The sequence below is a fragment of the Stenotrophomonas sp. TWI700 genome, assembly GCF_039673645.1.
Taxonomy (GTDB): Bacteria; Pseudomonadota; Gammaproteobacteria; order Xanthomonadales; family Xanthomonadaceae; genus Stenotrophomonas; species Stenotrophomonas maltophilia_AA.
Genome location: NZ_JBDJMB010000012.1, coordinates 62,232 through 88,087, shown reverse-complemented (window position 1 = coordinate 88,087; position 25,856 = coordinate 62,232). Strand labels below are relative to the sequence as shown.

23 protein-coding genes, 1 tRNA gene and 3 pseudogenes are annotated in these 25,856 nt (G+C 63.4%); 12 read left to right on the top strand and 15 right to left on the bottom strand.

What is annotated here, in order from left to right; all coding sequences use genetic code 11:
• Window positions 1–66: 66 nt before the first annotated feature.
• Entirely contained in the window at window positions 67–645 is a 579-nt protein-coding gene (locus ABE473_RS11075) for an energy transducer TonB (RefSeq protein ID WP_346489496.1), read from the bottom strand.
• Window positions 646–793: 148 nt separating this feature from the next.
• The gene (locus ABE473_RS11070) at window positions 794–1,429 is read right to left on the bottom strand and encodes an energy transducer TonB (protein WP_346489495.1); all 636 of its coding nucleotides are present in this window, start codon (window positions 1,427–1,429) and stop codon (window positions 794–796) included.
• A gap of 112 nt (window positions 1,430–1,541) precedes the next feature.
• On the opposite strand from ABE473_RS11070, the gene serS reads away from it, so the two are divergent.
• Window positions 1,542–2,822, top strand: a complete 1,281-nt coding sequence (serS, locus tag ABE473_RS11065; RefSeq protein WP_346489494.1) for a serine--tRNA ligase — start codon at window positions 1,542–1,544, stop codon at window positions 2,820–2,822.
• Window positions 2,823–2,949: 127 nt separating this feature from the next.
• On the opposite strand, the gene ABE473_RS11060 is transcribed toward serS, so the two are convergent.
• Window positions 2,950–3,309 carry an SH3 domain-containing protein gene (locus ABE473_RS11060; protein ID WP_346489493.1) on the bottom strand — a complete coding sequence of 120 codons (360 nt, stop codon included), beginning with the start codon at window positions 3,307–3,309 and terminating at the stop codon, window positions 2,950–2,952.
• Window positions 3,310–3,629: 320 nt separating this feature from the next.
• Between ABE473_RS11060 and ABE473_RS11055 the strand changes: the two genes are divergently transcribed.
• Entirely contained in the window at window positions 3,630–4,283 is a 654-nt protein-coding gene (locus ABE473_RS11055) for a hypothetical protein (RefSeq protein WP_346489492.1), read from the top strand.
• Between the two features lie 104 nt (window positions 4,284–4,387).
• Here ABE473_RS11055 and ABE473_RS11050 read toward each other — a convergent pair whose 3' ends face one another.
• Complete coding sequence (locus ABE473_RS11050) at window positions 4,388–4,969, bottom strand: NAD(P)H-dependent oxidoreductase (RefSeq protein ID WP_346489491.1); 582 nt, start codon at window positions 4,967–4,969, stop codon at window positions 4,388–4,390.
• Window positions 4,970–5,092: 123 nt separating this feature from the next.
• On the opposite strand from ABE473_RS11050, the gene ABE473_RS11045 reads away from it, so the two are divergent.
• The 3 genes and pseudogenes from ABE473_RS11045 (at window position 5,093) to ABE473_RS11035 (ending at window position 7,885) form a co-directional block, all read left to right on the top strand.
• Window positions 5,093–6,085 carry a LysR substrate-binding domain-containing protein gene (locus ABE473_RS11045; protein ID WP_176988522.1) on the top strand — a complete coding sequence of 331 codons (993 nt, stop codon included), beginning with the start codon at window positions 5,093–5,095 and terminating at the stop codon, window positions 6,083–6,085.
• A gap of 154 nt (window positions 6,086–6,239) precedes the next feature.
• Window positions 6,240–6,329 (top strand) — tRNA-Ser (locus tag ABE473_RS11040).
• Window positions 6,330–6,394: 65 nt separating this feature from the next.
• Window positions 6,395–7,885: pseudogene (locus ABE473_RS11035) on the top strand (site-specific integrase).
• 1,414 nt (window positions 7,886–9,299) lie between these two features.
• On the opposite strand, the pseudogene ABE473_RS11030 reads toward ABE473_RS11035, so the two are convergent.
• Window positions 9,300–9,722 (bottom strand): annotated as a pseudogene (locus tag ABE473_RS11030) (IS3 family transposase); the annotation flags it as partial.
• Between the two features lie 73 nt (window positions 9,723–9,795).
• Between ABE473_RS11030 and ABE473_RS11025 the strand changes: the two are divergent.
• Window positions 9,796–10,697, top strand: a pseudogene (locus ABE473_RS11025) (IS3 family transposase); the annotation flags it as partial.
• A 73-nt stretch (window positions 10,698–10,770) separates the two neighbouring features.
• Here ABE473_RS11025 and ABE473_RS11020 read toward each other — a convergent pair.
• Window positions 10,771–11,628, bottom strand: a complete 858-nt coding sequence (locus ABE473_RS11020) for a hypothetical protein (protein ID WP_346489490.1) — start codon at window positions 11,626–11,628, stop codon at window positions 10,771–10,773.
• 60 nt (window positions 11,629–11,688) lie between these two features.
• On the opposite strand from ABE473_RS11020, the gene ABE473_RS11015 reads away from it, so the two are divergent.
• The gene (locus ABE473_RS11015) at window positions 11,689–12,450 is read left to right on the top strand and encodes a hypothetical protein (protein ID WP_346489489.1); all 762 of its coding nucleotides are present in this window, start codon (window positions 11,689–11,691) and stop codon (window positions 12,448–12,450) included.
• A gap of 242 nt (window positions 12,451–12,692) precedes the next feature.
• Here the strand turns inward: ABE473_RS11015 and ABE473_RS11010 are convergent, their stop codons facing one another.
• On the bottom strand, window positions 12,693–12,947 hold the full coding sequence (locus tag ABE473_RS11010) for a hypothetical protein (RefSeq protein WP_346489488.1): 255 nt from the start codon (window positions 12,945–12,947) through the stop codon (window positions 12,693–12,695).
• A 257-nt stretch (window positions 12,948–13,204) separates the two neighbouring features.
• On the opposite strand from ABE473_RS11010, the gene mobQ reads away from it, so the two are divergent.
• Complete coding sequence (mobQ, locus tag ABE473_RS11005; protein ID WP_346489487.1) at window positions 13,205–14,011, top strand: MobQ family relaxase; 807 nt, start codon at window positions 13,205–13,207, stop codon at window positions 14,009–14,011.
• A 1,548-nt stretch (window positions 14,012–15,559) separates the two neighbouring features.
• Here the strand turns inward: mobQ and ABE473_RS11000 are convergent.
• On the bottom strand, window positions 15,560–16,531 hold the full coding sequence (locus tag ABE473_RS11000; protein WP_346489486.1) for an AraC family transcriptional regulator: 972 nt from the start codon (window positions 16,529–16,531) through the stop codon (window positions 15,560–15,562).
• A 104-nt stretch (window positions 16,532–16,635) separates the two neighbouring features.
• Between ABE473_RS11000 and ABE473_RS10995 the strand changes: the two genes are divergently transcribed.
• Together ABE473_RS10995 and ABE473_RS10990 are read left to right on the top strand one after the other, a co-directional pair.
• A complete protein-coding gene (locus ABE473_RS10995) occupies window positions 16,636–17,880 on the top strand; it encodes an MFS transporter (protein ID WP_346489485.1) in 1,245 nt (414 codons plus the stop codon).
• A 139-nt stretch (window positions 17,881–18,019) separates the two neighbouring features.
• The gene (locus tag ABE473_RS10990) at window positions 18,020–18,703 is read left to right on the top strand and encodes a thermonuclease family protein (RefSeq protein WP_346489508.1); all 684 of its coding nucleotides are present in this window, start codon (window positions 18,020–18,022) and stop codon (window positions 18,701–18,703) included.
• Between the two features lie 5 nt (window positions 18,704–18,708).
• Here the strand turns inward: ABE473_RS10990 and ABE473_RS10985 are convergent, their stop codons facing one another.
• The 5 genes from ABE473_RS10985 to ABE473_RS10965 all read right to left on the bottom strand — a co-directional run bounded on the left by ABE473_RS10985 (window position 18,709) and on the right by ABE473_RS10965 (window position 23,050).
• Window positions 18,709–19,071, bottom strand: coding sequence for a hypothetical protein (locus ABE473_RS10985; RefSeq protein ID WP_346489484.1), 363 nt, complete (start codon window positions 19,069–19,071; stop codon window positions 18,709–18,711).
• 54 nt (window positions 19,072–19,125) lie between these two features.
• The gene (locus ABE473_RS10980) at window positions 19,126–19,251 is read right to left on the bottom strand and encodes a hypothetical protein (RefSeq protein WP_257018564.1); all 126 of its coding nucleotides are present in this window, start codon (window positions 19,249–19,251) and stop codon (window positions 19,126–19,128) included.
• Window positions 19,248–20,378, bottom strand: coding sequence for a PepSY-associated TM helix domain-containing protein (locus ABE473_RS10975; RefSeq protein ID WP_346489483.1), 1,131 nt, complete (start codon window positions 20,376–20,378; stop codon window positions 19,248–19,250). Before ABE473_RS10975 ends, ABE473_RS10980 begins: the two co-directional genes overlap by 4 nt.
• A gap of 8 nt (window positions 20,379–20,386) precedes the next feature.
• Window positions 20,387–22,525, bottom strand: coding sequence for a TonB-dependent siderophore receptor (locus tag ABE473_RS10970; protein WP_346489482.1), 2,139 nt, complete (start codon window positions 22,523–22,525; stop codon window positions 20,387–20,389).
• A 93-nt stretch (window positions 22,526–22,618) separates the two neighbouring features.
• Window positions 22,619–23,050, bottom strand: a complete 432-nt coding sequence (locus ABE473_RS10965) for a DUF805 domain-containing protein (RefSeq protein WP_346489481.1) — start codon at window positions 23,048–23,050, stop codon at window positions 22,619–22,621.
• Window positions 23,051–23,312: 262 nt separating this feature from the next.
• Between ABE473_RS10965 and ABE473_RS10960 the strand changes: the two genes are divergently transcribed.
• Complete coding sequence (locus ABE473_RS10960) at window positions 23,313–24,230, top strand: NAD(P)/FAD-dependent oxidoreductase (protein WP_346489480.1); 918 nt, start codon at window positions 23,313–23,315, stop codon at window positions 24,228–24,230.
• Between the two features lie 17 nt (window positions 24,231–24,247).
• Here ABE473_RS10960 and ABE473_RS10955 read toward each other — a convergent pair whose 3' ends face one another.
• Complete coding sequence (locus ABE473_RS10955) at window positions 24,248–24,649, bottom strand: hypothetical protein (protein WP_346489479.1); 402 nt, start codon at window positions 24,647–24,649, stop codon at window positions 24,248–24,250.
• 190 nt (window positions 24,650–24,839) lie between these two features.
• On the opposite strand from ABE473_RS10955, the gene ABE473_RS10950 reads away from it, so the two are divergent.
• Complete coding sequence (locus ABE473_RS10950) at window positions 24,840–25,526, top strand: class I SAM-dependent methyltransferase (protein WP_346489478.1); 687 nt, start codon at window positions 24,840–24,842, stop codon at window positions 25,524–25,526.
• A 51-nt stretch (window positions 25,527–25,577) separates the two neighbouring features.
• Here the strand turns inward: ABE473_RS10950 and ABE473_RS10945 are convergent, their stop codons facing one another.
• A complete protein-coding gene (locus ABE473_RS10945; RefSeq protein ID WP_019184192.1) occupies window positions 25,578–25,748 on the bottom strand; it encodes a CsbD family protein in 171 nt (56 codons plus the stop codon).
• Window positions 25,749–25,856: the final 108 nt, after the last annotated feature.

Here is a 25,856-nt window from a genome sequence, read left to right as displayed (position 1 = left end):
GTGCTTGGCAGAACAGAAAAGGGAGGCCATTGGCCTCCCTTTTCGTTCCTGCTTCAGCGCATCAGGTCAGCGCTCGGTGCGGAAATCCACCGGCACGCGAACCACGCTGGCGACGGCGCGGCCGTTGTGCATCGCTGGCTCGAACTTCCAGTCGCGCACGGTGGTCAGCACCGCGCGATCCAGATCGCGGTCACGCGTGCCGCTGCGCTGCACGATGTTGGCTTCCGTCACCTGGCCGCGGGTATCCACATTGAGGCTGGCCACCACGCTGCCCTCCACACCGCTGCGCAGGGCAGTACGCGGGTAAGCCGGCTTCACGTTGCTTGCCAGTGGACGGGCTTCGCGGTTGCGCACGGCGGGGGTCGCCTTGCGCTGATCGGCGGCCGGTGCGGCCTGGCGTGCCGCCGGGGCGGGCGTCGTTGCGACGGGTGCGGTTTCAGTGGCCGGCAACATACGCTGGCCCACCGGTGCATCGGTGGTATCGCCCGGGGTGGCATAGCGCAGCCACACCAGCGCGGCGGCGAACATCGCCACGATCAACGCGACCCACAACCAGGGCGACGTGCGGCGGTTATGGGGCTCATCGATCACGTCGCGCTGATGCTGCGGCGAGCGGGGCATGTCCGGGGCATGGGTAACACTCATGGCTGACTCCTGGTGTCGATGTGACACCTGCAGTCTTGCCCGTCCCCGGTTGCGGATGTGTCAGCGCACCGTCAACGCGATGACTGCATTCCCATCGAGGTTCAGTTTGCTGAGCCGTTGCAAAATCGCCGCGTCACGCGGCGATGCATCACTGCGGCGTGAAGTCGAAGGGCACTTCCAGGCTGCCAGGCACTGGTACGCCGTTGTTCTGCGCCGGTTGGAAGCGCCAGCGGCGCACCGCGTCGGAGGCCGCGCGGTCAAGATCGCGTGAACCGCTGCGCTGGATCAACGTGACTGCCGAGGGATACCCCGTGGCATCCACATCCACGCGTACCACCACGGTGCCGCGGTCACCGCGGCGCAATGCGGCGGGCGGATAGCTCGGCGGCGGCGACTGGTCGGCGATCGGCTGCGGGCGATCGCTCGGCGTCATCGCGGTCGGCGCTGCCGGTGCGGTGGGCGCAGCGGGCGCGGCCGGCGGCGGGGGCGGCGCGGTCTCCACCAGCTGCGGCTTTTCTTCGTTGGCCGGCGGGGCCTTGGCATCGGGCATGTCGCTGGAGCCGGCAGCGGCGGCCAGCGGCTCGGGCAGCGGCACCACCTCGGCCACCTGCGCAGGGGTCTGCGCGGCCGGGTCGGCCTTGTAGAACTCGTTGTTGCGGCTGCTCAGCCACACCACCAGGAACAGCAGCAGGCCTGCGCCGAATGCGATCGCGGCGATCAGGAGACTGCGGCGGGGCAGCTGGAAGGTGATGTTCTTGCCAGAAGTCGAGCGGGAAGCAGACATGGGGCATACCGTATGGATCACCGCGATTCTGCCACGCCCGGGATGAACCGGCGGCAGAAAAACGCATAACAGGCGATAATCCCCCTCCGTACCCGTCGACCCCTCTGCCGCCATGCTCGATCCAGCCCTGCTCCGCCAACAGCCCGCCGACCTTGCCGAACGCCTGCGCTCCTCGCGCGGTTTCGAGCTGGATGTCTCCGGGCTGGAGTCGCTGGAGGCCGATCGCAAGCGCATCCAGGTGCGTACCCAGGAGCTGCAGAGCCTGCGCAACAGCCGTTCCAAGGCCATCGGCCAGGCCAAGGCCAAGGGCGAGGACGTCTCGGCGATCATGGCCGAAGTGGCCGCGTTCGCCGATGAGCTGAAGGCCTCGGAAGTGGCCCTGGATGCGTTGCGCGAGAAGATCGAAGCGATCGCGCTGGGCATCCCGAACCTGCCGGCCGAGGATGTACCGGCCGGCCAGGATGAATCCGACAATGTTGAACAGAAGCGCTGGGGCACCCCGCGTGCGTTCGATTTCCCGGTGCTGGATCACGTCGAGCTCGGCGCCCGCAACCGCTGGCTGGATGGCGAGACCGCCGCCAAGCTGTCCGGCTCGCGCTTCACCGTGCTGCGCGGCCCGATCGCGCGCCTGCACCGCGCGCTGGCGCAGTTCATGCTCGATCTGCACACCGGCGAGCACGGCTATGAAGAAACCAACGTGCCCGCGCTGGTCAATGCCGAGTCGCTGCGTGGCACCAGCCAGCTGCCGAAGTTCGAGGACGACCTGTTCAAGACTGCCGTGGGCGAATCCACGCGCTACCTGATCCCGACTTCGGAAGTGCCGCTGACCAACATCGTGCGCGATGAGATCATCGACGCCGAGCAGCTGCCGCTGCGCATGACCGCCCATTCGCTGTGCTTCCGTGCCGAAGCCGGCAGCGGTGGCCGCGACGTGCGCGGCATGATCCGCCAGCACCAGTTCGAGAAGGTGGAACTGGTCGCCGCGTGCACCCCGGCACAGAGCGATGAAGAGCACCAGCGCATGACCCGCTGTGCGGAAGTCGTGCTGGAAAAGCTCGGCCTGCCGTACCGCAAGGTGCTGCTGTGCACCGGCGACATGGGCTTCTCGGCCATCAAGACCTACGACCTGGAAGTGTGGCTGCCCTCGCAGGACACCTACCGCGAGATCTCGTCGTGCTCCAACTGCGGTGATTTCCAGGCCCGTCGCATGCAGGCCCGCTGGCGCAACCCGGAGTCCAGCAAGCCCGAGTTGCTGCATACGCTCAACGGCTCCGGCGTGGCCGTCGGCCGCGCGATGATCGCGGTGATGGAGAACTACCAGAACGCCGACGGCAGCATCACCGTGCCGGACGTGTTGAAGCCCTACATGGGTGGGCTGGACGTCATCGGCTGAGCCAACGCCGTGACGCATGAAAAAAACCCGCCGAAAGGCGGGTTTTTCGTTGGTGCCCGTGTAGAGCCACCCCATGGGTGGCTGCAGGTGATGCATGACCGGTACGGCAGCCACCCATGGGGTGGCTCTACGCGGCCGTCATCGGCGTCAGCACGCCCAGCGGCACCCAGCCAGAAGACGTGCCGCCGACCACCTCGCACCACACCCAGCTGTTGAGCACGCGATCACCACGCACGTGCTGGCCCACGTCGACATCCAGCTCGCGCGCACAGTAAGCCTCGGCCGCCATTGCATCGCCCTGCGCGTTCCTGCCGATCACCTGCGCCGGTACCCAGCCTGCGGCCTGGCCCGGTGTCTCGCACAGATACCAGTTGTCCCAGCCTTCGGGCCCCTGATAGCGCTCGCCGACCTGCAGCGCGTCGCCGGGCTGCAGGGTGATCGGGTGGGGGAACTCACTGCGGTGGGTCTGGACGACGCGGTAATCCATGCGGAATCAGCTGTGTGCAAAGGGCCCCCAGCTTAGCGGCCATTCCCGCGACGCTGCAGCGTTGATTGCGTCATCGGTGCGGCTTCCAGAAAGGAAGAGAGGCAGATCAGAAAGCGCCTTGATGAAATGTAGGAGAAGTGGACGGCCAAGTGGGCGGCAGTCGGCGTGGAGGGCCGCAGAGACGGCAGGCACGGGGCTTCGCGAATTGAGCATCCGGTGGCGGCCCGCACGGCCCGCACGTGGCGGTGTGATCGATGCCCATTTCCTGCGGAACACAGCGAACAGGCTGGGCACTGACCTCTACTTCCACAGGACGCCCCGTGAACACAGCGGCCGCACCCCTCCCATCCTCCAATCCCGCCGGCATCGCTGCATGGCTGATGCTGGGCATTGCCTGGCTGTGCTTCCTGATCCCGTTCCCGGGGCTCGGGATGTTCCTCGGCTGGCCGCTTAATATGGTCGCCTTCATCCTGGCCGTCGTGGCGATGGCCAAGGGCGGGGCCGGCAAGGGCATCGCCCAGCTCCTGCTGTCCCTCGTCGTCTCCCCGCTGGTCTATCTGGTGGGCGTGGTGGTGTTCGCCGGCGCCGTCAGCGCGATCACCCAGCCGGCCCTTGATGCCCACGCCCCCGCGGACAAGGGCAGCCAGCAGGACATCGCCATCGCGCCCGTCGCGCCTGTCGAGATCACGGCGCGCCAGCTCTATCGGGACTACGAGGCCAATGAGGTCGCCGCCGACGTCCTCTACAAGGGCAAGCGGCTGCTGATCTCGGGCGACGTTGCCGCCATCCAGACCGACCTGTTGGATGAGCCGCAGGTGCACCTGAAGGCCGGAAGCGTCGAACAGGTGATGATCTCCGGCCTCTCCAGGGAGGAGGCCGGCGTGCTCAGCAAAGGCGACGCTGTGCTCGCGGCCTGCACGGGCAACGGCGTGATCCTGGGCTCACCGGTGACGCGGGACTGCGAACTCCAGTAAAGGCGGAGCTGCGTCCAAAAAAAAGATGGCCCCGGGAGGGGCCATCGGTGCCACACCCACACCGTCACGACGAGGGGGAGGGAACGGTGTGGGTCGCGCGTGGATCAGGCTGCGGCGAGTTCTTCCGGCTGCGGCAGCGCGGCCAGGGCCTGGGCAATCGCATCGGTGCGGTGCTGCGGCGAGTAGGCGATGCCCTCGGCGCGCACGAACTCGACGTTGTCGATGCCGAAGAAGGCGAACACCTGGCGCAGGTACGGGTCCTGGAAATCGGTCGGGGCGCCGGTGTGCAGGCCGCCGCGGCTGCTGGCCACGATCACGCGCTTGCCGCCCGCCAGGCCCACCGGGCCGTTCTCGGTGTATTTGAAGGTGCGCCCAGCCACGGCCAGGCGGTCAATCCACGCCTTGAGGGTGGAGGCGACGCTGAAGTTGTACATTGGGGAGCCGATGACAACCACGTCGGCCTCCAGGAACTGCTCCAGCACCTGCTCGGCGTCGGCCACTTCGGCCGGGTCGGATTGGGCCAGGGACGAGCTGCGCAGGTGCGGAACGGGCTGGGCGTCGAGGTCGCGGTAGCTCACCTCCAGGCCCGGGACCTGGTCGCGCCACTGCTGGACCACGGCGGCCGAGAGCTGGCGGGAGACCGAGTTTTCGCCAAGCACGCTGGCGTCGATGTGAAGAAGCTTCATGGCAATCACCTGATTCTGGCAGAGAGGCGGTAGACGCCGCCGACGGAGAACAGGTTAGGTTGTTGCCTGATTGGAATAAAGGTGGTTGAATACCACGTATTGTTCTATATCTGGAACTTCGGTATGCAAGACCTCAACGACCTCTACTACTTCGCCATGGTGGTGGATCATGGTGGTTTCGCCGCAGCAGAACGTGCGCTCGGCATCCCCAAATCCCGCCTGAGCCGCCGTATCAGCCAGTTGGAAACCGACCTGGGCGTCCGCCTGCTGCAGCGCTCCACGCGCCGCTTCGCGGTGACCGACGTCGGCACCAGCGTGCATCGCCACGCGCAGACCATGCTCGCCGAGGCCCAGGCCGCGCGTGAGGTGGTCGACCGCCTCAGTGCCGAGCCACGTGGCCTCGTCCGCGCCAGCGTGCCCGTCTCGCTCGCGCAGATGCAGCTGCCCAAGTTGCTGCCCAAGTTCCTGGCCCAGTATCCGAAGGTGCGGCTGCAGCTGAACATCAGCAACCGCCGGGTGGACATCATCAACGAAGGTTACGACGTCGCCCTGCGCGTGCGCTCGCGTCTGGATGACGATGGCAGTCTGGTGATGCGCAGCTTCGGCCAGGTGCAGGAACTGCTGGTCGCCAGCCCGAAGTACCTCGATCGCGCCGGCCGCCCGAAGGATCCGGACGAGCTGACCAACCACGTCACCCTGAGCATCAGCGAAGACGAAGCCCGCCAGCGCTGGGAACTGCACGGCCCGGAAGGCGCGGTACGCCGCGTGGACCTGCAGCCGCGCGTAGCCGGTTTCGATTTCCCGCTGCTGCAGAGCATGGTCAAGGACGGGTTCGGCATCACCATGCTGCCGGAAACCGTCTGCGCCGACGCCGTGCGCAATGGCGAACTGGAAGTGGTGCTGCCGGACTGGTCGCTGCCGCAGGGCATCTGCCACGCCGTCTTCGCCTCCCGCCGCGGCCTGCTGCCGGCGGTGCGCGTGTTCATCGACTTCCTGGCCGAGCACCTGCCGCCGCAGCTGGAGGCCTCGCGCCTGGATTGCGGTGGGGCGTGCGAGCGAGCCAAGGAGAAGATCAAGGCCAGTGCCTTGGGTGCGTTGGCGGTGGATGCGGGCTGAGCCCGACCGCTGGCGGGTGGGCAAATCCCACCTGAAATGCGAGAATGCGACCCCCGGCCAAAGCCGGGGAGCCATGCCGGATGGGGCGCTGCCCCGACCGGTTGCCTGGGTTGCAATGACCTGGGCACGCGGGGCGCGGAAGCGCTGCCGATACGGAGAGATGGCCGAGCGGTTTAAGGCACCGGTCTTGAAAACCGGCGAAGGGTCATTCCTTCCGTGGGTTCGAATCCCACTCTCTCCGCCAACCACGCCTAATCCTTTGATTTTTAAATGAAATCATTGGTATTGGCGGATTGGAAAGCAGGAGGCATGCAGAGGAAACACTCGCATGCGGATCCCCATCATTTGAGCCGGTCATCTACCGGCGGCTGGTCGTTCGTCCAGCGCGTCGCCGTAGACATGCAATCGGTGCTCGATTGCAGGCTCATCAAGCGCAGTCTTCAGACGAAGGATCTCGCCCAGGCACCCGTGCGTGCGGTCGTCTGGTCATCCGGCTATGCTCGGCTCTTCGCACAGTTGAGGGATCAACGCGTGACCAAGCTCAGCAAATCGGACGTTGATCTGCTTATTGCTCGACTGACGAGCGCCGAGAACCTCCACGAACTCACGCTCAACCGCACCCGCCAACCGGATGGGGCGGTGACCGAGCAGTGGCAGATCGACAGCCCGAAGGACCTGAAGCTCTATCGGTAGCTGATGGAACTAGAAGCACGGGGTGGTGCAACCGCCCAACCGCCGCGACTCCCAGTGGCCGCCTTCAGCACATTCGGAGCGTCGCACCATGCCAGCCCTGTGCGGCAAGCCTCTGCGCCGCCCATAGAGACAATGACCTTGGGAAAGGCCCGGGACGCGTTCCTGGCGACCGTCAAGGGCTGGACGCTGCCCAAAACTTACACGATCAAGAAGACGGCGGTTGAATCCCTAGTGAGCTTCTTGGGTCCGAAGGCAAAGGTCCATTCCATCACCAGGTCCGATCTGGCGCGGTGGTATCAGGACATGCGCGAGAAGGACGCTTCGACGCCAACGCTCACGAACAAGCAGTCGTATATCGGTGGGCGGTAGGCTTTTTTGAGTGGGCCATGGCGTCGGGTCACTATCCCCGTGGTGACAACCCGGCTAGCGGGCACGTGAGCTATTCCCAGCGCGAGAAGCGGGCCCGGAAGAAGCTCGGTTTCAAAGCCTATGATAGGGGCAGATTCAAGCCTTGTTCGCGCCCGAAGCCTTGGCCGGGCTATCAGAGTCCGCTCGCTGGGCGTCGCTGCTCGGGCTCTACACGGGAGCGAGGGCCTCGGAAGTTGGCCAGCTTCTGATTAAAGACGCGTTCGAGGAAGACGGCATCCCGTGCATCCGCATATCGGACGAGGGCGAACCTCAGAAACTCAGAACAGAGGTGAGCCTTCGGACGGTGCCGCTCCATCCTGAGCTCCTCAAGATGGGCTTCCTGGATTGGGTCGATGGCAAGCGCAAGGTCGATGAAACAAGGCTGTTCCCGGCTGCCAAAGCGACGGCGGTGAACGGGCAGGGTAACTGGATCACCAAAGCCTTTAGTCGGCATCTGGCTGAGGTGGGGAAAGGCTGAGAGCCAGCCAAGCGCGAGTTTCACTCAATCCGAAAAACGTTCATCCAACAGTTGCGGGGGGGCTGGTGCCGTTTCAGGAGCTCCGGGCACAGATCGTCGGCCATGAACTTGATGACGAGCATCATTCGACCTACAGTCGCGATTTTACAGCGTTGGAGAAGCTCAATGGACTCGGTGCGCATTCGCCAGGCTTAGCTTCCCTTGCTTGGGGCTTGCGGTGACACCGCGTGCCTGCACGTTGGCGAAGCATCGGCAATGCGAGGCCCTCGCGTGCCAGGCTGGGTAGAGGTCGAGGCTCAGCACAGATTGCTCGCCGGACCTTGAGCGGTCCGGCGACGAGTCCATAGGCTCCAGTGAGAGCCGTTTTCCAACAGCTTTCGCAGCGCTGCGTGCGCTCCCTCTAGGGGGCAGCAGGGCCTCGGCTGGCGGAGTTTGGTGCTGTGGAGCTACGCCCGGGAAGTTGGGCGCGCAGAGGCGTGGTTTCGGGTAACAGCGCGCAAGCTCTTCGAACGAACTGTGGCCCAGAATCTGTAAGCCTGCCTATGACTACCAAGTCATCATTGATCCGTGACACTCGGTCACCCTCGAGTGGGACGCATGCGTCGTCGTCTTGTAGGTCAAAGAAAAAAGCACTGTGCGCCGCAACCCACTGCATTGCGGGGTAGATCACCGAATTGCTGCTCGACAGGGTGGATGCACCAAGCAAAATTACAAATGCAGAAAACCCCCTAATCAGCGTGATGATTACATTGAGCTGGCCACCCGCGGCTTTTGATCTAGATAGCTTATGGAAACCCCACGCCATACCCAGTAACGCGGGGATTGCGCCAAGAATGGTTGTCATTGCCGCTATTACGGGCACGAGGGAGAGCAGGCTAAGCAGTGCGCTTGAGGTCGGGAAATGTGAAGCCTGCTGGCCTGTTGCTGCATTGACTACGACCCTCGCCACCCCAGTTGCTGTCGCGAGTGCGATGGCCCCAAAAACTGCTGTTGCAAGTTTCATGAGGGGATGGGTCAGTCTGGCGACCACCCAAGCGTAGGCGTCTCCTAGAAAAGCACTAGCCAGCAATGCGCAACTGGCATAGGTGGCGACGTCGGAGGAAGGTGAGTTGGGGGTTTTGAGAAAAAGTGCAATGGAGACAAGCATGCACGACCCGCCGGCCAGGTAGAGCCGAACTGTCCAAGGTCTGGTTAGCCACCACGTCGTGACCCTTTCGCCAAACGGTGCTTTGGTCGATTCCGCGCTTTGCCATTCTTCGGTTTCCATACTCTCCCCCTTGACGTTGTCAGGATAGAGTAGGGGCCTGCGTTCTCAGATCGTGAGACGTTCAGGCTGAGTCGGTGGTTACTGACAGTGACGGGGTGAGATCTGCGCCGTTTGCTCACACCGTCACCTGCAGTCCGCCCGCAGCAGGGGCGAAGTCGGCGGCTGCGAGCTCGGATGGTGTCTCCCCCGTCGTCGTGGTGTCCCATCAAGGGAAGTGGTGCTGACGGATGTTTGATTGATCCCTAGCGACGTAGCAGAGGATTGCCGCGAAGGTGGCGATCCTCCGCTCTGCTTTACTGTTGGTTGTTCTGAGCCTTTGCCGCCTGCAAGCCTTGAATCGCCCCGGCTTCTGTAGACACCCCGAAGCCTCATTTTGATTGCTGCTTTTCGAACTCTACCGGAGACAGCCCGTTGTTGTGTCCGTGCTGTCGTCTGGTGTTGTAGAACATCTCGATGTAGTTGAAGACGTCGGACTTTGCTTCCTCGCGAGTCCCGTAGATCCGGCGCTTGATGCGCTCGCGTTTGAGGAGTTGGAAGAAGCTTTCAGCGACCGCGTTTTCGTGACAGTTACCGCGCCGGCTCATGCTGCTGACGAGTCCATGCACTTTCAGGAAATCTTGCCAGTCGTGGCCAGTGAACTGCGTGCCTTGATCCGAATGCACTAGCAGCCCGGCGGGCGGCTTCCGTCGCCATACGGCCATCATCAAGGCTTGCAGCACCACGTCGGCGTGCATCGTCGATTGCATCGCCCAACCTACTATCTTCCTTGAGAGAAGATCCAGTACCACTGACCTCCTCCCAGTAATTTAGACCAGCCAGAGCTACAAAATTAGGCGACACTCAGGCCCAAGGAGGCCCGTCGCCATGAAGAAGTCGAAGTTCACTGAAGAGCAGATCGCGTTCGCCCTGAAACAAGCCGAGAGCGGCACGACGGTCGAAGAGATTTGCCGCAAAATGGGTATCAGCCAAGCTACGTTCTACGCTTGGCGCAAAAAGTTTGGCGGGTTAGGCGTGTCCGAACTACGCCGGCTACGTCAGCTTGAGGAAGAGAACCGCAAGCTCAAGCAATTGGTCTCCGATTTGAGTCTGGACAAAGTTATGCTGCAGGATGTGCTCTCAAAAAAGCTCTGAGGCCCACGCAGCGCAAGACGCTCATGGGCCACTTGGTCGACCGTTATCGAGTTGGGGTTCGCCGGGCTTGCGAGGTCGTAAAGCAAAGCCGTTCGGCGTGGTATTACCAACCCCGTGAGAATGATGATGCGCCACTACTTCTGCGGATCGAAGAGATTGCTGCCACGCGGGTTCGCTACGGCTTCTGGAGATTATTCGTGCTGTTGCGCCGGGAGGGCTGGAAGGCCAACCACAAGCGCGTCTACCGGCTTTACTGCCAAGCGGGCCTCAATCTGCGGCGTAAGCGTCCTCGCAGACGCAAGGCCGCAGCACACCGCCTGGAGCGCACGATGCTGACGGCTCCAAATCAGGTTTGGAGCATGGATTTCGTGGCCGATGCCCTATTCGACGGACGCCGCTTCCGGGGGCTGACCGTCGTGGACAACTTCACCAAGGAAAGTCTAGCCATCGAAGTGAATCAGCACCTCAAGGGCGAAGACGTGGTGGCCGTGATGGAACGCCTACGCCACCAGCGCGAGCTGCCGCAACGCATCCAGACAGACAACGGCAGCGAATTCGTCCCGATCGTGATGCATCGCTGGGCCTACGACAATGGGGTGACCATGGACTATTCCCGACCTGGCACACCGACCGATAGACAAGGCTTTGCAATCGTCTCCAAGGGTTCGCATTGTTCTGCCTCTAGGGCTTCATCAGATCGGTGCGGTCCTATGCATCCTCCCACTCCAGTCCAGATTGTTGCTTTAGGTAGTGAGATGCCCGGAAGGGTGGGATGTAAGGCGTACTGCGTGCGTCGTTGAGCAGCCGATAAAGCCAGAAGTGTGCGGGTGACTTCGGATCAACGCCTGCTAGCGGTTCATAGCGATAGAAGCCCGGCAGTGGACCTTCCTCGAAGACGATTTGACGCTGGTAGATGGGCCGGACGTAACGGTAGAGTGCCCATGTCAGGTCATTGAGCAGCTCTGCGAGCCAGCTTCCGTAGTAGATGAACATGTTCTCCCCCAGATGTGCACGCAGGTCCTCGATCGCGAACGGCATCAACTCAAAAGCAACGTCGTGACCATTATCAGCCAGTAGCTTTTGGACTTGACCGCAGACGCCGGTTAGCCGTGACATGTTGTGCTTAGCCTGGTTCCCGACGATCTTTAGGAGTCGTAGCCGTGTGACCGATAGCCTTGCGTTGATGTCGATATCGCCGAGCCAGAACTTGGGTTGAACGGTATGTTCTAACCAGGTTCGTAGTTGGGCAGCAGCATGCGCCAGCTCCTGCGCGGACTCTGGAGTAGACAGTCTAGGGGCCGAACCAACGGTCTCAAGAATTTCCAGGCAAGACATATCCGTTGCGGTGCCAAGTAACCTCCTGCTGCCGCCCTCATGAGCAAAGTCCAGTAGCCTGATGTAGAAGAGGTCGCGATGGGGCGTGGACTTGAACCTCACTTCGACTTCGCCCGAGCCATCGGATAGGTGAAGAACGTCCAGCATCGAGCGGTTGACCATGCTTTTCAACGCTTCAAAGGCAATGCTTAGGCCAATCACTTCGAGCGTTTCAGGGGTTTGATCGGCCATGGCGAGACAGTGAGGAATGACCATGCAATGATGACGCATCGGATTGAAGAAAGGGTGCTCATGGACAAGGCGAAGCACGCGCTCAAGACAGTTGAGGAATACGCCGATGCCTTCAGGGACATGGTTAATGAGTGCGTTCAGTGGAAGGCTGAGCCAGCAAGGCGCTTAAAGCTTGAGAAGGACGAGGACTGGAGCTTCGTTTGCGTTGCCATGGACATCTTGGGCGATGCAAGTCTTGCTATTGAGAACGTTCTGAGGTTCGGGCTTGATGGCCCAACCAAATACGATGAAGTGGGCGAAAGGTATCTGCGTCTCTACGGTTTGCTGGGCGCCACCTACAGTCAGCAGAGGGCTGCCCTAAAGCTCCACAAGCTGACCAGTTGTCCTGGGGTAAAGCAGTTTCACGACAAGGCAAAGGGGCTCCGTGCTACGAACCTCCGCCATCAGATCGCAGCGCATAGTCTCGACAATATGGACGAACAAGGCAGGGTTGTTGCTGCCTTCGTCCCTGTGAGGATCGACTTGGGCGGGTTCAACTGCACGGTGACCAAGAATCGCGGGGACGAGATGGATTCCTACGACCTGCTGGCGGCGATCAAAGAGCATTCGGAGTTCGTCACAGATGTCATGGACGTCGTCTACGAGAAGTGCGCAAAGACATTCTTCAAGAACGATTCCACACGGCGGCTGCAGCACCTAGAGAGGCTAGATGAGCTGCGTGTGATACGGGGCGGAGCCCTAGTGTTCAATGCGGGTGGCACTCGCGTGGTCGTGACTGCTGTCAGCATGAAACGCGAGGGGAATGAGGGCGCTAATGGCTAGGCGCGCGAGACACTCAGTCACTAACCTCATACCGTACTAGCTGCAAGGCCAGCTCATTGGCAGGGTCCCGCGAAAGGCGCTTGTGGCGCTGCCGGCGCCCCAGTAGGCCTTTACCTGGGAGAGATCCTCGGCAAAAGCGACCGCCACCCAATGGCGGTGCTCAAGGGGGGGCTATCCTTCACCTCCCAACACCTATGACCATGAATGATCCTTGAGGAGGCTCAACGTGGCGGTGAACGGAACTAGTGAAGCGAGCCTGCGCGGTCCTTCATGTGGTCGATTAGCAATGCTTCGAGTTCCGCGTCATCCAGAACGTGGGCACCGGTTGAAACAACAACGTCCGCCACGCGCTGCCGTCGCTTTAATTCTTCCCGCTTAGCAGTTTCCTTGGCCTTCGCTTCATGGCGCTGGTTGGCTAAAAGCTCCTTTGCTTGTAGCTGTGCCAGTCGTTCCGTCGCTCGGTGGATTCGGTCGTGGTATTGGTTTGTCGCGCTCATCTGATTTCTCCTCTGCGTGCTTTCGAGTGAACCAAAGAAATGGCTCGCGTCAAGTTCGTGCTGGCTTGAAAATTGGAGATCCTCGAAATCGAAAGAATCTGAAAAGCAAAGCTTGAAAGAATGACGCAAGAGCGCACTGAGGCAATGTCTTCGTCATTGCGTGCGCAAAGGGCTGCGCCCCTTGGACCCCAAGCGCTTCGCGCTTGCGAAAGTCGAAAGCCACGGCATAAAGGGCAGGGCACAACTAGGAGCTCTGTATGGCCATTTACCACTCACGCGTCAAAACGTTTAGCCGCGCTCGCGGTGATTCATCAATAGCTGCGGCCGCCTATCGAGCCGGCGCGCTGCTTATCGACCACATGACTGGCAAGCGCCACGACTACCGCCGACGAGGCGGGGTGGCCGAGACCGCCTGCTTCGTTCCAAGCGACGCGCCGAAGTGGGCAACCATCCCCGCGCTGCTTTGGCCCGCTGCCGAGGCCGCCGAGAAACGGAAGAACTCCACAGTAGCCCGCGAGTTCGAGATGGCCTTGCCGCACGAGCTAGATGACGGGCAGCGCACCGAGCTTGTCCGCGCCATCGCCGAGGCCCTGGTGGGCCGCTACGGTTTCGCCATTCAGGCCAGCATCCACACCCCCGGCTCCAACGATGGCCTGAACCATCACGTCCATTTGCTGGCCACGACGCGGCGTTTGACGCCCGACGGTTTTGGCGAAAAGACGCGGGAGCTGGACGGAGGCGCATCGGGACGGGTGGAGATCGAGTGGATTCGCCATACGTTCGCCGCGTCGATCAATGCCCACCTGGCTGCGGCCGGTTTCGATGATCGCGTGGATCATCGATCGCTCGCGATCCAGGCCGACGAGGCCTGGGCCCGGGGCGACTGGGTTGAAGCCATGGTCCTTTCCCGCGAGCCGGCCAAGCACGTGGGCAAGACCGGGTCTGCATTGGAGCGAAAAGGGGGGGGGCTACCGAAAGAGGGGCTCACAACAGCCGCATCGAGCAAGACAACCAAAAACTGTTTGATCAGGTCTTGGAGCAAGCCCAGAGCGAGGGCAGGGTGATGCCTTCTTCCACTGGGCACGGTCAGGAGCAGGCTCGTCGCGACCGGCGGCGACCGCCGGGCATCGAGGACCGGGTCTTCAGGCCAGTCCCAGGACTAGAGATTCAAGGGCTGCGGGGGATGCGGCTATCTGAGGTGTTTGGGGATCCGCGGCGGAAGGATGCACAGGCGCGTCCGGAGCCGACCATCCGCGAGCTGATCTCGGCGGTGTCGCGAGAACTGGTCGAGGTGATTGCTATCCGGTCGGACTTGGCGCTTTCGGCCACCAAGCGCCTGTTGAAGGACTGGGGAGACCGAGCGGCTACCCTGGTAGACACTGCCAGCCTCCGGGCAGGCTTGGTCGGGCTGGTGGCGCGGCTGGAGAGGCTCAAGCGCCGCGTGCTGAGCTTCTCTCGGCGGGTGGAGGGCGTTCGTAGCGCAGAGCGCCTAGCGCACATGGCTGAGAATGCGTGGGAGCAGTTCAATGGCGACTGTCCGCGGCCTGCGAGTGAGCTGGCAGCCGACGACTGGGTTCGGCGGCGCGGCCGGCGGCTGGTTGCCCTAGAGAAGCGAACAGCTGAGTTGAAGACCATGCGGGAAGGTGTATCGCCCGAGGCGCGTATAGCGTGCGAGGAGGCCGTTCAAGTCGCTGTGGAGGAAGTGGAGGACTGGAGCGCACTGACAGCGGTGCGCTGGGCTGAGGCGGCAAGTCCTTCATCTCTGCCGGATGAGCAACGCGTTCCGACACCAAAGCCAGCGCCAAGCGCTCGGCGGCGCCCGCCTTCTCCCTGAGCAGCAAACGGCCCCGCGTAAGCGGGGCCATCTGGGTCAGACGGGTCTTACCGGGAAGACCCTGAGGAAGCGGCGCTTAGTGGAGCCTCGGCTGTCTGCCGGTGGTCGGTGGGAGGGGGCCGTGCCCGTTCTTTGTCCTTCCGGCTCTCCACTGATCCACATGCAGGGGTTCCGGGGCAGGGCATAGCGATCAACGACCACCCGCCGGACGCTACTGACGGGATCCGGCGTTGTGGGCGTGGAGCTTCGGCGCGCGGGACTGACGCCTTCCCATTGCCGTATCAGCTCCCCGGCGACGTCGATCGAGTGCTTTGCATCAAGGGTGCGGTCAGCAAGGTTGCGGGATGCGTCCTGGCGGAGAAGGTGGCCAAGAAGCTGGCCGGCGAGGTGTAGCTGGGTTTCGGGGTGCATAGAAGCTCCATGGAGTTGAGAACGCTTCCATAGAATCAAAGAAGCCCCAATGCGCAACTGCGGCGTCATTGCCTAATTCATTGAGGCTGCCGGCAATAGAACATGGTTAAGGTTGGCCAATCGCCACGCGTTCAGCCCAGTCCTGTCGCCGCCGAGCGCACCTCAATGCTACTGATGCGCAACGCGGCATGAGCCGCAGTCCGAAGTGCTGGATGCAGTCGTGCCGGTCCGCTATGATCGAGGAAACATCCAAAGGAAACCTGCCGAAGAGGCTTTCTGCAAAGGATAGAATTGGTTAGATCCTTGGTGATCCGATCCCACTTTCTCCGCCAATCACCTATGTGCAAACCCAAGGCTGGCGGCGCTCCTACGGAGTGGCCAAGTCGCGCCCCCGCCGAATCGCGCCAGGAGAGTGCCCCATCACGCGCTTGTAGGCCCGACTGAAAGCAGCCTGCGACGCGTAGCCAAGACGCTCTGCCACCACCTCGATGGATTGGCTTTGCTGGCTCAGCCATTGACTCGCCAATTGCATACGCAGCTCAGTCACGTATCGCAGAGGCGCGGTTCCAATCACACTCTGGAACCGGTCTGCAAAGACAGACCGTGAGGTGTTGGATTCCGCAGCCAGTGCTTCGACAGTCCAGTCACGCCCAGGGTCTCTGTGCAGCGCAAGCAACGACAGCGATAGACGAGGGTCGCGCATCGCAACGACCAGGCCGGATGCGCCGTCGCAACCGCGCTCGACCCAGTCACGGACGATCATCGCGGCGACTGCATCCGCCAGGCGGGCGAGTATTCCTGCATAGCCAATACGTCCGGAGCACACCTCGCGCTTCATCGCGTCGACCATCGGCAACAGCCCGGTGAACGGAGTGGCGTTGCCATCGGCCAACATTACCGCCGGCATCACCTTGCTCAACCCTTGCATGCCACCTAGATCGAACACCATGCATCCGTGGAAAAGCACAGCGCTTGGCACGGCATGTGTGCTCGGGCATGTGTCTATCCCGCTCACCGCGTCGCCTAGTGGGGCGGCGTCTATCGTTTCCAGACACTGGACGGGATGGTCCTCGCCCGACAGCAGCGCGTGGCCGTCTCCGCGGGGAAGAAGCACGACATCCCCGGCGGAGAGAAGGTGTTGGCTGCCGTCCGCGCCGCGAAGAATCGCATTGCCGACTGCCAGGTAATGGAAATAGGCATGCCCTGGCTTCGGCGGAAATCCAAGTCCAAAGGTCGGCCCGGTCTGAATGCGTCGGTACTGAACGCCATGCAGCCGCATGCCGGTCAGCAGCTCGCTGATCAGGTCGGAGGTCTGGGGCTGGTGTGGAGCATGGCTCACTGAGGCGGTCCGGGGTTTCGATCAAAAATACAGGCTGGACAATCATAGATCATCCTGACCTGGCTCCCTAGACTCTCGGCTGCACGAATGCACTGGGATCTGTGATGAGCAATAACGTAGTTGATGCCGCAGCCGCGCCTGATTCTGTGGACAGCGGTCGCAAAGAGCCGTCTTCATCGGCATGGGTGGCCGTGTTTTCGCTGGCCACGGGGGTCTTTGGGCTGCTCACGGCGGAATACCTGCCTGCCAGCCTGTTGACGCCGATGGCGGCGGACCTTGGAGTGTCGGAGGCGCTGGCCGGTCAAGCCGTGACGGTCACGGCTGTTGTGGCCCTCTTCGCTGGCCTGCTTGTCCCTCGGCTGACCCGTTCGATGGACCGGCGCCTGGTGCTGTTGAGTTTCACGGCTCTGATGATCCTCTCCAACGCCTTGGTAGCGTTGTCGTCCAGCATGGGCATCCTCCTGGTGATGCGCGTCCTGCTGGGCATCGCGCTGGGCGGTTTCTGGAGCATGGCGGCGGCCGTGGCCATGCGGTTGGTGCCGCCCCAACGCGTGCCTCGCGCGCTTTCCATCATCTTCAGCGGCATTGCAGTCGGCACGGTGGTGTCCGTTCCGTTGGGGAGCTACCTCGGCGGGCTGCTGGGCTGGCGCAGCGCATTCTGGGCGGCGACGGCGGTAGGGGGACTCACGTTTGCGTTCCAGTGGTTCACGCTGCCCCGAATGGCTCCGCGCAGGGCGGCACTCCCGGAGTCGGTGGTGGGGCTCTTGCGCCGGCCAGGCGTTGCGATCGGAATGCTGGGCTGCGTTCTGGCGCACACCGGTCAGTACTCGCTCTTCACTTACATCCGACCCACGCTGGAGAGTCTGGGGCAGATGAGCGCCGATACTCTGGCGCTGATCCTGCTTGGATTCGGCGTGGCGAACTTTGTCGGCACACTCCTGGCCGGCTGGCTCATGGAGCGCAGCCTGAAAGTCACGTTGGTGATCATGCCTGCCCTGGTGGGTGCAGCCGCGCTCGGCATGGTTCTGTTGCCGGTGGGCGTTGGCGGGCTGTCGATCCTGGTCGCGCTCTGGGGTCTGGCGTTCGGTGGCGTGCCCGTTGCCTGGTCGAGCTGGGTCGCGCGTGCGGTGCCGGACCAGGCCGAGAGTGCCGGCGGGATGGTAGTCGCTGCCGTGCAGTCCTCCATCGCAGCGGGAGCCGCCTTGGGCGGTCTGGTGTTCGGGCTGGGAGGCATCGTTGCCGTTCTCACCGGGGCTGCGGCGGTGATGCTCCTCGCCAGCCTGCTCATCGCGTTCCGGGTCAGGGTGAGCCCGCCGACGTTCTCGGCAGGTCCGGCGTTTCATATCTAGTCGACCACATCAGGAACACACGTCGGGATTGAAGGAACGTCGATGTAGTCAGCGTCCTGTCTCCGCTTCCGCTAAAGTGCTCGGCCCTGTTTTAACTGGCGCTCGCTCCCGGGCGTGCACTTGAAGGACGTTGTTGTTGATGGTGGTGAAAGGTCTGGTGGTATTGCTTTTGGTTTTTGCTTCGGTTCCTGGTGTGGCAGCAGAGCTGGTCGGCCGCGCGACGGTCACGGACGGGGACACTCTCACCGTGGCGAAGCAGCGCATCCGCCTCTGGGGCATCGATGCTCCGGAAAGCGCACAGCAATGCACGGCCAAAAATGGGCGCGCGTGGCCCTGTGGCCGGCGGTCCGCCGCGGTGCTGGATGGCTATGTGCTGGACAAGACCGTTCGTTGCCAGCCCAAGGACACCGACCGGTACGGCCGGGTGGTGGCGGAGTGCTTTGTTAAAGGTACGTCGGTCAACCGGTGGATGGTGCGCTCCGGTTGGGCGGTCGCGTATCGCCAGTACGCGACGGCTTTCATCGCAGACGAAGTCGACGCACGCCAGCACCAGCGGAACCTCTGGCAGGGGCCGTTTCAGATGCCAGCGGACTACCGTCGCAGCAAGCGTGAGCAGACCGCGCGACACGCCCCGGTAGCCGCGCAGCCGGCGCCGGGCGGATGCCGCATCAAGGGCAACATCTCCCGCCAAGGCAAGAAGATCTACCACGTGCCAGGCCAGCGGGACTACGAGCGCACGAGCATCGACCCGAGCCACGGCGAGCGCATGTTCTGCAGCCCTGCGGATGCACTACAAGCAGGGTGGCAGCCGGCGAAGCGCTGAGCTTCTCAGACCCTCCCATGCAGGCGGCGGCGCAGCGACCCGGCTGCCGCCGCGATGGCCATCGCAGGCACCGCCAGTACCAGTGCGTACACCAGGCCGGCGAGCAACAACGGACCAACGCCCGACATCACGGCCGCCACCGGCACCTGCAGCGCCATGAGCAACAGTCCCCATAGCCACGCCTTGCGGGGAAAGGAGGCGCCTAGAACGGCGGCGATACCCAGTGCGATGGGATAGACGACGGTCCAGAACGCAGGCGCGTCCCAGGGCTCGCCCCCCGGTGTCCGCCAGGCCACCAGCACCCAGAACACCACGCCGACCTTCAACGTGACAGCACTTGCTGCAAGGGAATTTTCCGTTATCCGCATCGTTGGTCTCCCGCACGAACATCCAGCATGCCATTGTTCGACGGGTGAGCGCTTCTACTTCATTGCCTCCAGCGGCACCAGCGACGCCCACACCAGCAGCAGTGCCAGCCACAGCCAGCGCCAGCGACCCATGCCGTGCCACGCTGCGCGCCAGGGGCCGGGCAGTTTGTCCTGACTCATGTCTGCCGCCTTTTAGCTGCTGATCGCAGCGAATCCACTGTACGAAGTCCGTAGAGATACACGCCGGTGAGGCACAGCCCTGTCACCAGCGTGCCGGCCAGCAACCACAGCAGCCGGATGGGCCACCCACCGAAGCTGCCGAAGTGCAGGGGATCGGCCATTTCGGCGATGCGCTGATGGACCCCCAGCGTACGGCCGTCATGCATGCCGATTACGTGCCCGGTGCGCAGGTCCACGGCAATGTTGTTCGCCCGCTCCCGCACCAGCCAGGCGTCGGCCTCGCCCATGAACAGGATGCTGCCGCCATCGCGTGCGGGGATGGCGCCAAGGATCCGAAGGCTGGGCCATTGCTGGCGGACGGTCCGAACGGCAGCGTCGACGGCGACCGGGTCTACGGCGGCAACGCGGTCATCGTCCTTGGCCAATTGCATGGTCGGTGCGGCCGGTGCATCGCCGCCGAGGGATTCGATCAGATACCACGCCCCGGTCAACCCGATCAGCAGCAGAAACCAGAGCGACCACACCCCGGCCAACCGATGCACATCCCCCCACAGGCGGCGCGGTCGCGAGGCGTCAGGCCGTTTGAAGAAACCGCGCCACCACTTCTTGTAGATGTACAGGCTGCTCAACAGCGACAACAGCAACGGGATGGAAAGTGCCGCCACCAGTGGCACGCCCCAGGCCACCGGCAGCATCAGGTGGCGATGGGTGTTGCGCAGCAGCCGTTGCGTATTGAACCAGCCCGTGTCGCCGGTCACCTGCGCGGTGTAAGGGTTGATCCAGACAAAGCGCCGCTTGCCATCGGGTCGGCGCATCTGCGCACGCGCCGCGAACAGGCGCGTGTGGCCGGCGGAGATGCCTTGCAGCTCCCAGTCCGGATGCGCCGTCTGCGCGGCCTGGATGACTGCCCCCCAGCCGGCTTGTTCACCACCATCGGCGACGCGGATGGGGGAATGCAGCAGCCAGTCGATCTCCTGCGAGAACACCGCCAGCGTGCCGGTAAGGCAGACAAAGCCCATGAACAGGCAGAGTTTCAGGCCGAGCCAGCTGTGCAGGTCGAACCACAGCCGCCGTCCACTTCCACTGCGCGCAGGGCGGTTGGGGGGCGCTGGCGAAGGCGGGCGCATGGGCAGGCTCAGAAAGAGTACGCAGCTTGCACATAGACGCGGCGTGGCTCACCCGGGAAGTGGCCGGTGCGCTCGGTGAAGCCACTGGCGGCATAGACCTTGTCGAACAGGTTCTTGACGTTGGCCTGGAACTGCCACTGCTGCCACTGCGTCTTCCAGCTCATGTCGAACACGGTGTACGGCTTTACCCGTTGGCCATCCAGGCTGACGCGCTCATCCACGTAATCGGCGCCGAAGCCGATGGCGGAATGGATCGCCGGCAGGTCGTAGCGTGTCCACAGGCCGAGCTTGTTCTGCGGCGCATTGGCGAAGCGGTCGCCGGCGGCATCGGTGATGCCGTTGCTGCCGGCATCCTTCACCCGCGCATCGTTGTAGGCGTAGGTCAGGTTGAGTACCCAGCGTTCGGTGACATCGGCCAGCAGATCCAGCTCCATGCCGGTACTGCGTACCAGGCCCAGGGCGGCCAGTTGGTTGACGCCGTCCACGATCTCGCCGGTGGCCTGCACGATATTGCTGCGGTCGATCCGGTACGCGGCCAGGTTCAGGGTCACACGCTCGGCCAGCAGGGATTTCAAACCGACTTCCCATTGTCTGCTGCGCTCCGCATCGAACGGGCCGCCCGACTCGGCGCTCTGGTTGGCCGCGCTCTGGGGCATGAAGCCGCTGGCGATGTTCGCGTAGACATTGACGCCTTCCCGCACGGTATACGTGCTGCCCAGCCGCCAGCTGATGTCATTGCCGTCCACGGCGGTGCCGGCAATGCGGTCATCGTCCTTGAACCCATCCCAGCGCAGTCCGGCCAGCACATGCCAGCGCGGGGTCAGCGTCAGTTCGTCCTGCAGGTAGCCGCCATAGCGCTTGCTGCGTGTGCTCGTGCTGCGCCAGGGCAGGGTGGCCAGGTTGTAGTCGCGCCACGAACTTGCGCCATATACCGGGTTGAACAGGTCGATGCCTGGCACCGGGCCGGCACCCCGCGGCAGGTCGGCGCTGTTGGCCGTCTGCGCGGTGAAGTCGGCATCCTGCTGGTACACATCGGCGCCGAACAGCACTTTGTGCTCGATGTTGCCGGTGCTGACGCGCCACACCGCGTTGCCGTTGGCGGTGAATGCATCGTTGTCGCGGATCTGGTTGCGCAGCTGGCGTGTCATCCATTCGGGCACGCCGTCGCGGTTGCGGTCGATCAGCCCCATCGGCTCGTGGTAGATCTGGTGTTCGTTGTTCTCGAACCAGCGTGCACCCACATCCACGTCGAGGTTGCTGCTGGGCGAGAAGCGATACTGCGCCAACGCGACCTTGGCCCGCATGTCGAGAAAGTCGGTGGCTTCGTTGTGGTTCCAGCGACGGTCGGTCAGAAAACTGCCGTTGTCGTCCACTGGCACGCCACGCAGGCGATTGCCGCCCAGGTTCTGGGTAATGTCGGTGAACTGCAGGGTCAACTCGCCGGTATCGCCCACGTCGAAGGCGAGCGACGCATCACCGATCACGCTTTCGCTGTCCGCGTTCCAGCGCACGCCCTGTTCGGTGTCGCCGTACAGCCCGGCGCGGTAGCGCACGCTGCCAGCAGTGTTCATCGGCCCGGTGGCCTCGATCGACGCAGCCCGGAAATCGTTGTTGCCGGCCTGCAGTTCGATGCGGCGCTCGGGGCTGGCTTTCGGCTTGCGCGTCACGTAGTTGATGACGCCCCCGGCATCGCCGCCGCCATACAGGGCGCCGGCCGGTCCTTTCAGGACTTCCACCCGCTCGATGTTGAACAGCTGCGGCACCGAGAAGCCGGCATAGGGATCGCCGCGCAGACCGTCATACAGCACGTTTTCCTGGCGGAAGCCGCGCAGGGTCACGCCGGCATAGCTGAAGAAACTGATGCCGCTGATGCTGCGATACAGGTCGGTGATCTGGCGGGCCGCCTGGTCTTCAATCAGCTCACGCGGCACCACTTGGATGGACTGCGGCACCAGCGCCAACGGCGTGTCCGTACGCGTGCCCACCGTGGCGTCGTCCACCCGGTAGAGGGTCTGGGCGCGACCGAGTACCTGCACGGCGTCCAACTGCTGCACATCGGCGGAGGAGGGCGGGGCGGCATGGGCCGAAATACAGGCCAAGGTAAGGGCCAGGCCCAGGGCAGAGAGACGAAGCGATGGGCGGGTCATCGGGCGCGGGGAGGGGTCAGGTGCGAATGAGAAATATTAACATGCAGGGCGAGTGAGTGAGGGTGGCTCGACCAGAGATCCGGGCTGCCTGGCTCATTCGTCCGGTTGCATGAGGTCTTGGTCACGCGCGCCAAAGCGATTTGATCCCGGCGTAGGGGGAAGCAGCATCAGCGGGAAGAACACGAACACGCCCAACGGCACGAGGATGAGAAGCGCCAGCCAACCGGATTCGTCGATATCGTGAAGCCGCCGGATCGTGACGGCGATCAGGGGGATCACGAGCACAGGGGCCAGCAGCGCCGCCAGCACCATGCCCGTGATGACCCATCCGGCACTGTAGGTCCACATCATCAGGGCGTAGCAACCGCCAAGCGCGCCGAAGGCAAGCAGTGAGAACGCCCAGAACTCCCTGCGGCTGGCGCGCCCGGAGAACGTGCTGTAACGCCTCAGCGGGAGAAGTGCCAGTGCGATGCCGCGGGTCATGCGCGGCCGGCGGAGAGGTGTGGTGGAAAAGATCGATGTCATGCGGGCTTTACCCAGATAGCCTGTCGAAGATCCGGCGTGGCCACGGAGCACGGCCGTCGCGCGCCCGGAGACGCGTCGTGCAGCACGTCATGCGCCGCATGGTCGATAGATAGCACAGGGCAATTCAGTGCCTGCTGAATCGCGCTGGCGAAGTGTGCAACCGCAACGCTGTTGGGCATCGGCGGCGACCGCTCCTGCCTGCCTCACAGGATGCAGCCGGTGGGCGGGCGCATGATGCCCTCAACCCAGCCCTGGAAGCGCTATGTCCACTCCCGCGCCCGAGAACGGAAAGTACGACGTGATCATCATCGGCGGCAGCTACGCCGGCATGTCGGCAGCGCTGCAGCTGGTCCGCGCCCGGCGCAAGGTGTTGATCATCGACGGGGGAAAACCGCGCAACCGGAATGCGCGCGTCGCCCATGGGTTCCTCGGCAGGGAAGGCCTGCCGCCGGCGGACATCGCCTCCCAGGCCCGCGACGAACTGCTGCGCTATCCGACCCTGACGTGGCTCACCGATACTGCGGTGTCGGCACAGGTGATCGATGACGGCGGAAGCTTCCAGGTCACGGTCGAGGAGGGCCAGACCTTCGTGGCGGATCGCGTGATCCTGGCCCACGGGGTGACCGACGACCTGCCCGGCATCGACGGCATCGGCGAACGCTGGGGCCGGAGCGTTTTTCATTGCCCTTACTGTCACGGCTACGAGGTGTTCGAAGGGCGCATCGGTGTGATTGGCTGCGCAAAGGATGGCGGCGCGGCCCAGGCCCTGTTGCTCTGCGACTGGGGTCGGATCACGCTGTTCTGCAGCGAGGCATCCGCCAGGATCGATGCGGAGCAGCATGCACGGCTGGAGGAGTGCGGCGTCGTGATCGAATCGGCGCAGGTGACACGCGTGGAAGACACCGCCACGGTGGTGCTCGCCGATGGGCGGCGGGTGGAGGTGGATGCGCTCTTCATCTCGCCGCATTCGCGGCTGTCCACGGATCTCGCCGGGCAGCTGGGCTGCGAGTTGAAGGATGGCGGCTGCATCACCACCGATTCGGCCAAACAGACGACGGTGCCGGGCGTGTTTGCCTGCGGCGATGCGGCCCGGATGGCGGGCAGCATCGCGTTGGCAGTGGGCGAGGGCGCGCTGGCAGGTGTAGCGGTGCACCACTCGCTGATGGGGCTGCTGGAGTAGCCGGTGCCCGAACGCGCTCAGCTGGCGGGGGGAATCAGCTCGGCGGGGAGTAGGACCTGCACGGGGAGACGCTGCGTGTTTCCAGGCGCAGGCGTGTAGCGCTCCACGAAGAAGCCACGCGCAACGATCGGTGCTACGGGATCATTTTCGGCGCAATCCGTGCACTCCGCGCTGATGACGGTGCCCGTGCTGTCGATCCGGACAGCGTAGGTCTTGTTCCAGGGAACGGCCTGCCTGTTCATTTCAGGCGGCACGATGATGTCCATGCCGGCGGCTTCGGCGAGGGGAAGGGACGTCGCGTGGTCATAGATCCAGTAGTCGCGGAGCTCCTTCGTGCCCTTCAGAACGGGACCGTCGCTGGCCGCGGCGGCAGGTACGAGGGCGGCGCCCACGAGCAATAGCAGGATGTGTCGATTCATTTCAGGCGCTCCTTATCTGACTGCCGGTCCGCCGTGACGGCAATGACAGTGCCGTCCTGGCGGGCATCACTCGCGTCGAGTGTGTTGATCCTACTGAAGGCACGCTGGTGCGAGATGTCAGAAAAGTCTGAAATCATGGTTTTAATGTAACGGCTAGTGTTACATTTAAGGCCCAAGGTCTGGTGGTCGCATGTCCTTCTCTGATCCCGATGCCGTCGCCCAGTACGCCGACAACCTGGTCCGCCAGGTACCCGGCGTCCAGGCGCTGCACCAGATGACCCACGTCCTGCTGGCCGAATACGTGCCAGCGCACGGTCGCGTATTGGTCCTGGGGGCGGGCGGTGGCATGGAGCTGAAGGCGTTCGCAGAAGCGAGTCCTACCTGGCGCTTCACCGGGGTGGACCCTTCCGCCGAGATGCTTGGATTGGCGAAGCGCGTTCTGGGCGTTGAGCTGTCCTCCCGCGTAGACCTCATCGAAGGCTATATCGACAGCGCGCCGGATACCGCGTTCGATGGTGCCACCTGCTTGCTGACGCTGCATTTCCTGTCAGCGGAAGAGCGTCTCGAGACGCTGTGCGCACTACGGCGTCGCCTCAAGCCAGGTGCACCGTTGATCATCGCGCACCACAGCGTGCCGAGCGATCCGTTGGAGAAACACAGGTGGTTCCAGCGCTGGGCTGCGTTCGTGGCGGCGCGCGGTCTGGTGGGAGAGACGGCAGCTGCACGTGCCGACAGCATCGCCAATCGGCTGCCCACGTTGTCGCCGGAGCAAGAGGTCGCGATGCTGGAGGAGGCGGGATTCGAGCGGCCGGGTCTGTTCTATGCCGCGCTGTCATTCCGAGGTTGGGTGGCGTACGCCGGCGATGTACACGGCTAGCCTCCCACTGCTCTCCGCCCGGGTCGGGTCAGAGAGCGGTGGGGTCACGACTCAGCGGCGAGCGTCGTCCCGCGCCTTGCCCACGTCGCTTTGGACTTCGCCAACACCCTTCTGGATCTTGCCTTCCACTTCCTTCGTCTTGTCGCCGGTGACCTTGCCCACGACTTCCTTTACGGTGCCCTTGACCTGGTTCTTGGCGCCTTCAGTGCGATTCTTGTCCATGGTTGACTCCACGATTGATTAGAGAGAGGGCCCGTGTTGCTGGGCATCTCCACCGTGACGGGAAGGCGGTGGCGCGAAGGTGAAATCCGCCGCGGCCCCGGAATCCGT